This window comes from Paenibacillus sp. LHD-117 (assembly GCF_030929555.1).
Classification (GTDB): domain Bacteria; phylum Bacillota; class Bacilli; order Paenibacillales; family Paenibacillaceae; genus Pristimantibacillus.
On the sequence record NZ_JAVFVT010000026.1, the window covers coordinates 94815 to 102488 of the forward strand.

General features: G+C 47.2%; 5 protein-coding genes. 1 reads left to right on the top strand and 4 read right to left on the bottom strand.

Annotated elements, in window-relative coordinates:
- Positions 1 to 4 precede the first annotated feature (4 nt).
- Positions 5 to 1264: a helix-turn-helix domain-containing protein gene (locus RB620_RS19765; RefSeq protein ID WP_308097268.1), complete on the bottom strand. Its 1260-nt coding sequence runs from the start codon at positions 1262 to 1264 to the stop codon at positions 5 to 7.
- Between the two features lie 118 nt (positions 1265 to 1382).
- On the opposite strand from RB620_RS19765, the gene RB620_RS19770 reads away from it, so the two are divergent.
- The gene (locus RB620_RS19770; protein ID WP_308097269.1) at positions 1383 to 3653 is read left to right on the top strand and encodes a glycoside hydrolase family 3 C-terminal domain-containing protein; all 2271 of its coding nucleotides are present in this window, start codon (positions 1383 to 1385) and stop codon (positions 3651 to 3653) included.
- 199 nt (positions 3654 to 3852) lie between these two features.
- On the opposite strand, the gene map is transcribed toward RB620_RS19770, so the two are convergent.
- The 3 genes from map to RB620_RS19785 form a co-directional block, all read right to left on the bottom strand.
- Entirely contained in the window at positions 3853 to 4599 is a 747-nt protein-coding gene (gene map / locus RB620_RS19775; RefSeq protein ID WP_308097270.1) for a type I methionyl aminopeptidase, read from the bottom strand.
- A gap of 5 nt (positions 4600 to 4604) precedes the next feature.
- Entirely contained in the window at positions 4605 to 5207 is a 603-nt protein-coding gene (locus RB620_RS19780) for a TetR/AcrR family transcriptional regulator (protein ID WP_308097272.1), read from the bottom strand.
- 187 nt (positions 5208 to 5394) lie between these two features.
- The gene (locus RB620_RS19785) at positions 5395 to 7212 is read right to left on the bottom strand and encodes a family 43 glycosylhydrolase (RefSeq protein WP_308097274.1); all 1818 of its coding nucleotides are present in this window, start codon (positions 7210 to 7212) and stop codon (positions 5395 to 5397) included.
- Between the last annotated feature and the right edge of the window lie 462 nt (positions 7213 to 7674).

Consider the following 7674-nt stretch of genomic DNA (forward strand, 5'->3'; position numbering starts at 1 on the left):
TAACTTATACGAATGAATGGAATCTATTTGTGAAATTTTTCTTATCCCTATACTGCTTAGGTGTAATACCCATATGTTTCTTAAAGACTTTGATAAAGTAGGTCTGATCACAGAAATTCAAACGCAAAGCTATGGTAGAGATCGAATCTTTCGTGAAATCTAGAAGCTTCTTAGCTTCTTCCACTCGTTCTTTTTGGATGAAATGACTAATCGTGATACCCGTTTCTTTCTTAAACAAATAGGATAAATATTCACTGTTCAATCCTGTCTGTTCCGAGAGTTTCCCAAGGGAAATATCTTCATACAAATGGTTAAAGATATATTCGCGGCAAACCTCAATCGGTTTGGAATTGCTGCTTTTTCTTAATAGGCGGACACGATCGGTAAAATCCAAAATAGCTTGCATCATGGCAACTTCCACTGCCCGCTCTTCCTGCAATTCCTCGATGTGCTGAATGTGCAGATCGCTCAGCGTATAGGCAAGCTCCGCATATAATCCTCCCTCCATCGCGGTTCGTGTCGTAATTGCAATAATACAGATTGCTAGATTTTTACGGTTTCGAAGATGACTTTTTTTGGCGAGAGTTCCACCTCCCTCAAATGATCCTTCGGCTATCATATTCATAATCGCGGCTGTATTCCCGCTTTTAATATGCATATGCAGTAATTTTTCAACCTCTTGTATCGAGTGTAAGGCGGAGAATTCCCTTATATCAGACAATACCAAGTCCACATTGTCTTTAAGGTTGAATGGTGTCTCGAGCCTAAAATTGTATTCTATGATATCTGTTATTTCTAAAGCCTCACCATTAATGATTAAGTGAGCGAGCACGCCAATATGAAACAATTGTAATTTAGACGTGATTCTAAGGCTGCTCCAATAGCGAGACCATAACGGCATTTGATGAGAAGGCAACTGATTATCATTCAACACATTTCTAATCACTTCTTCAGATGGTTTGGCGATGGTAGCAGGACCTATTATCACTGTGCCAATTCTTTCACCCGTTTGTTTTACGGGTAGAGCAATAAATTGCTCTAATAGGTTTGTTGAATGAATGGTTGGGAACTCACAGTCTGGCGTCTCTCTGACAAGCGAAGCCGAGAATTCCCTCCATCCGGTAAACAGAGGGTTCACTTGATAATCGCCAAAATAAATATTCTCACTGTCATCCTCAGTCAGATAACAAATTGGCAACTGAATATTTTCATAAAGGAGTTTACATAAATAAGGAAGTTCAATTTTTCCATATATAGAACTCATATCTGAACCCCCCTCAATAAAATACTATTTATCTAGGTATTATACTATTAATAAGGCAGAAGAGACATTAGAATTCAGTTGTATGACATTAACTAATTACCATGAGAGGATGAGTTTAATGAAACGCGATTTAAGAGCAATTATTGCTCAAATGACACTGGAAGAGAAGGCAGGCATGTGCTCGGGGTTTGATTACTGGCATCTCAAAGGCGTCGAACGGCTTGGTATACCCTCTATTATGGTAAAGGACGGCTCCCATGGATTATGTAAGACGAATGGTTCTTCTGATGATGAAAGCCTTTTTGAAAGCGCTTCTTCGACCTGCTTCCCTTCTGCTGGAGCGATGGCCAGCTCTTGGGATAGAGAATTGATCAACGAAGTAGGCGTTGCCATTGGGGAGGAATGTCAAGCGGAAGGTGTTGCAATCTTGCTCGGACCTGGTGCCAACATCAAGCGCTCGCCTCTCTGTGGGAGAAACTTCGACTACTTCTCTGAGGATCCTTACCTTTCCTCGGAAATGGCAGCCACCGAAATTCAAGGCGTGCAAAGTCAAGGGGTGGGCACTTCGCTGAAGCATTTCGCCGCAAATAATCAGGAGAACCGCCGTTTAACGTCTGACTCTATCGTGGATGAACGAACGTTACGGGAAATTTACTTAGCGAGCTTTGAGGGAGCAGTTAAGAAAGGGAAGCCTTGGACCGTTATGAGTGCATACAACAAGGTTAACGGTACGTACGCTTCCGAAAATTCTTTTCTACTTACGGATATTTTAAAGGAAGAATGGAATCACGATGGCTTTGTCATTGCGGAATGGGGATCAGTAATTCAAAGAGTGGAGTCACTCGCTGCAGGCTTGGACCTTCAAATGCCATCTAGCACCAACGATGGAGACATAAAGATAGTCAAAGCCGTAAGAAACGGCAAACTTTCAATGGAAATACTTGATAATGCCGTTGAAAGACTTTTGCGTGTCATATTCAAGTATGTAGATCATAAAAAAAGCATGGTATCTTACAATAAGAACGAGCATCATCAGCTAGCCAGAACTGTTGCTAGGGAAAGCATGGTTTTGTTGAAAAATGAATACAATCTGTTACCGCTTAGTAAGGGAAGTAAAGTGGCGGTCATTGGAGAATTTGCTAAAAAACCTAAATTCCAAGGGGGAGGAACCTCTCTAATTGTTCCTACTAAGTTGGATGTACCTCTAGAAGAAATAATGCTTCTCGCAGGTGATTCTACATCTGTACGATATGCTCCCGGTTATTCCATCGTTAACGATAACATTGATCAGACTTTGATCGAAGATGCAAAGGAAGCGGCAAGGCAAGCTGATGTGGCGGTCATATTCGCCGGTCTCCCTGATCGATATGAATCTGAAGGCTATGACAGAACCCACCTCCAACTACCCGCTAATCAGAATAAGTTGATTGAGGCGATTGCTGGTGTGCAAAGCAATATTGTAGTTGTCTTGATGAATGGTTCCGCCATCGAGATGCCTTGGGAAATTGAAGTGAATGCCATTTTAGAAGCGCATTTAGGAGGACAGGCTGTAGGGGGCGCGATTGCCGATCTGCTATACGGTGAAGCTAATCCATGCGGCAAATTAGCCGAGACGTTCCCCATGGCATTAAGCGACAATCCTTCGTATCTATTTTTTCCAGGTGAAAAAGATCGAGCCGAGTACCGTGAGGGAATCTTCGTCGGTTATCGGTACTACGATACAAAGAAGGTTAAGCCCCTGTTTCCATTTGGACACGGATTAAGCTACACGACGTTTGAGTACTCAGATTTATCAATCAGTGACAAAGAAATTCTGGATACAGATACAGTGAACGTCAGTGTCACAGTTAAAAACATAGGAACGCGTGCTGGCAAGGAAATCGTCCAATTGTACATCCAGGATATCGAGAGCACTGTCATTCGTCCGACAAAAGAATTGAAAGGGTTTGCAAAAATGATGCTTCACCCTGGTGAACCAAAAACAGTGACTTTTACGCTGGATAAACGATCTTTTGCTTACTATAACGTTCAAATGAAGGATTGGCATGTTGAGAGCGGTGATTTTAACGTTCTGATTGGACGCTCTGTCGATGAAATTGTTTTGCATCAAACACTGAGCGTTAAATCTACAGCTTCGATAAACATAACCTATCACCGGGACACGCTGATTGGTGATTTGATGAATGATACGCTAAAAGCACCAATCGCTCAGGATTTAATCCAGAAGTTTAAGGATTCAATTGGCTTCACACCGACCTACGAAGAAAAAGCAGGCGAAATGGTTGCTGCTTTGATGAACAATATGCCACTCCGAGGTCTGGTGTCATTTAGTCAGGGCACGATTACCGAGGAGCAACTTGAGGAGTTATTGCAAGAACTGAATAAATAATGCGAAAAGCTCCTGAATTTCAGGAGCTTTTCATCGTTTATGTTTTAATTTTAATGGCCTTGATTACAGCTGAAGCAATATACTGATCAACATTTGAGCCCGGGCACCCAATCTTTAAAATAAACGATCTCGATTCTTCCTTAAGATCCACATGAATATCTGAAAAGCCGCGATTGCAATCTACTCATGATACACTGAACTAAAGTGCGGTCAAAATAATCGGGCCATCCGCAGTAATGGCGACCGTATGCTCGTATTGTGCGGAAAGCGAGCCATCAGCGGTTCTGGCGGTCCATCCGTCGGCATCAACCGTCATTGACGCTTTTCCGGCATTAATCATCGGCTCGATCGTAAAAACCATCCCTTCCTTCAAGCGGAACCCTTTGCCCGGCTTCCCGACGTGGGGATAATTAGGTTCCTCGTGCATCTCCCTTCCTACGCCATGTCCGAGCAGATCGCGCACCACCGAGAATCCGTTTCGCTCGGCATGGGTTTGGACCGCGTGCATCACATCGCCGATCCGGTTTCCGACGACAGCTTTTTCGATACCAAGATATAAACATTCCTTCGTTACCTGCATCAGTTTACGGGATTCTTCCGACACCTCGCCGACCGCATAACACCAAGCTGAATCGCCGATCCAGCCATCCGCATCCGCGACGATATCGATTGTGACGATGTCGCCTTCCTTGAGCGGCATCTCGCTCGGAAAACCATGAGCAATGACGTCGTTGATAGACGCGCATGTCGCAAACGGATAGCCGTTATAGCCTATCGTATAAGCCTTGGCGCCATTCTCCTTCAGGAACCGCACCGCGAACGACTCGATATCGAGCGTCGTGACACCCGGCCGGATCATTCCTGCGATTGCTTGATGAAAAGCTGCGACAATTCGGCCGGCTTTTCTCATTTCTTCAATTTCTGCTCTCGATTTCAGGATGATCATGTCATTCATTTCTCCTTTGACTGTATGCCTGAAAAAATCATATCGATGATCCCTTCCAGATCCATCTCGTTCCGCATATTGTGGTGGATGTTCAATGCTGCGCAGCCAACAAGCGAGCCAAATATCAGATTAGCTGTTTTCTCCGGTGATGTGGAACCGATTCCTTCACGAATCATTTCCACAAACGGCAAATAGATCCGTTCCTGAAAATCGGAAAACAGCTTGTTGAACCGGTTTCCCGGAAAGTGATGAAAATTATCCGCAACCGTCTTAAGCAAAATAAATACGGAAGGATCCTGGATGCACTTCCGCAGGAGCAGCCTGGAGAACGAGTCAGCTTTAAGCAAACTGCCTCCGTCCCCCGTCAAAGCGGGCAGTACTGCCGACTCCGTTCGATTCAGGGCATCCCACAGTAAATCTTCCAACAGCATGTGCTTATTTTTGTAGTAATGATACACGGTTCCGTAACCGAGCTCTGCCTTGACCGCAACATCGCGTATTTCCAATTGAATCCCCTTCTCCAAATATACTTCCGCAGCCGCTTGCATAATTTGGTTCATCCGTATCTCGCGGATCGCTTCATTCTGTTCTTTGGTACGTGGTGACATGGCGCCTCCTTTTTTAGACCTGCAGTAATGTCAATGTAAAATTAATATATATCATTTGGAAGTAAGGATCAATAGGCATAGAATCTCCTCCTTCTATGTGAATTGCACTCCGGCAAAAAAAGGCTGGCTCCATCCTGCTGCGAACAGATGGAACGACCAGCCTTCTTGACGATATGCGGTTGTCTCGTTACGGCATCGGTGTGACGATAATGCGCGTGACGTTCGCTCCTCCCATGCCCCCTGTCATCCGGATGACATTGCCCGAACCGGGATTCAGAGTGATGACGGAGCTGACGTTGCCTGTATACGCGCTCCAACCTCCTGTGCCTGGCAAGGTCAAAGGAACGCCGCTTCCGGAATAATGGGTTCCGGCACGCACGGTAAAGGTGGATGAGCTGTCCGCCGAAGCGTATACCACCGTCATCTGCGCCTGTCCTCCAGCTCCCCCGTTCACGCCGGCCACCTCGAAGTAGGCACCTGGAATATGCATGTTCTCGATGCTCGAACCGGACTTGACCGAGCCTCCTCCGACCGTAACGTTAGTGCCGCTAACGGGATACTCCGTGCCTTCCGTGGTATCCGGAATCAAGGATACGATGACTCGCGAGACATTGGCTCCGCCCATGCCGCCGGTCAGTTTGATCACATTGCCGACCCCGGGATTCAGGTCGACCAGACGATTCGTCCGTCCCGTGTAATTCCCCCAGCCTCCCGTACCGGGCAAGGGGAGGTAATAGCCGTCCCCGGCGGGATCGCCGCTAGCGTCTGCCTTGAAGGCTGCGCCTCCGTCTCCTGATGCATACAGCACGGTGAGCAGCGCCTTGCCTCCCGCTCCCCCGTCAACGCCGCCGATCTGGATATAGGAGCCCTCAATGTGCATATTCTCGACATTCCCGCCCGATCGGGTTGCTCCCCCGCCAACAGATACGGCGGCATGGGTCATCCCATATTCGGTATGGAGCGAATATTCATCGAAATTCTCGTTCACTAGATCATGGTATTTGACCTCCGTCGCGTGGGAAGGGGGTCCTACGGCCGGAACACCGTCCTCGGTCTGAACGACCTTCTGAATCGTGCCATCGGGATTGAAGAATACGCGATCTACGGCTACGGAACGAAGCGTGCCGTTCGAGGAGATCCGCGCGTTATGGTAGAACATATACCAATTCCCCTTGTACTCCACGATGGAGCCATGCGAGGTTTCGCTGCCCAGTACGGGATCCAGGATGATGCCGCGATTCTGCCAAGGCCCCAGCGGACTGGAGCTCGTCGCGTACCGCATCCGGTTGGCGCCGGGATTGTTGTCGGAGTACATCAGATAATAGAGATTGCCCCGCTTGAACACCCAGGTCGCTTCGTGAAAGTCCTCCAGCTCCGAAAACATTTGAACGGGACCGTCGATCGACATCATGTCGTCGTCCAGCTTCATCCCGTAGCTGCTTCCCCCGCCGCCGGCGTATAAATAATAAGTGCCGTCGTCGTCCCGGAACACGTTGGGGTCGATCATATTCCCGCCGGGCAGACCCTCGATGTAGCCCTGCACCTCGAAATCCGCGGCAGGCTGCTGGCTTGTCGCCACACCGATCTTCCATGTATTATTCCAATTGCTGCCGCTTGGATGAGGGAAATAGTAGAAGTAGGTTCCATCCTTGTAAGCGGCGTCCGGCGCCCACATGAATCCGCCCTCCGGCCTTCCCCACGGCACGTCGTCCGCCCTCAGAATCTCTCCCTCGTCGACCCAGTCCACCATATTATCCGAGGAGAAGACATGATATTTGTCCATCAGATCGCTGCCCCTGGACGGGAAAATATCATGCGATGCATACACATAGATTCGTCCGTCTCCCCATACCCTGGCGGATGGATCCGCCGTGAAAATGCTGGTAAAAATCGGATTGCCCGACATAACGATTTTATTCTCGGCCGACGACGAAGCAGTGAATCCGCTTACAACACATAGCAGCATGGTACCCGACAATAACAACCTCAGCAGCTTTTTGACCATAATCGTTCGTTACCTCCCATGATATGAATTCAGGCCGCCCTTCCGAGATGGTAAAAATGATAATTGCAGGGGCGTAATTAGCTTACTTCATTCATGTCCGGGGAGGTAATGAGGCAATGTTAAACTTTGCCCGTCATTCTTGTCCATGGGGGAACACATGGGAACCAACGGGAGCTACTTTGTAGGTGGTGTCACGTTCGCTGGTATCCATTAGAGTAGAAATCGGGAATTGGAGCTGCACTGACCCACCGCCATTATAGGAACGCCGAACGTAACTCTCTTATTTTCATATGATTATGTGTCGTAAACACAATATGTCGATCTTTGGAGGTTAATTTAACTAGACATGACTTATGCAGTTCATGAGATTAACCGGTAATTGTGAGAATTTATGCTTGAATAAACCGGCCACATGGTCATGGAGAGAATCTTGGGCCAGTATGCGGAAATAAGGCTTGCAAA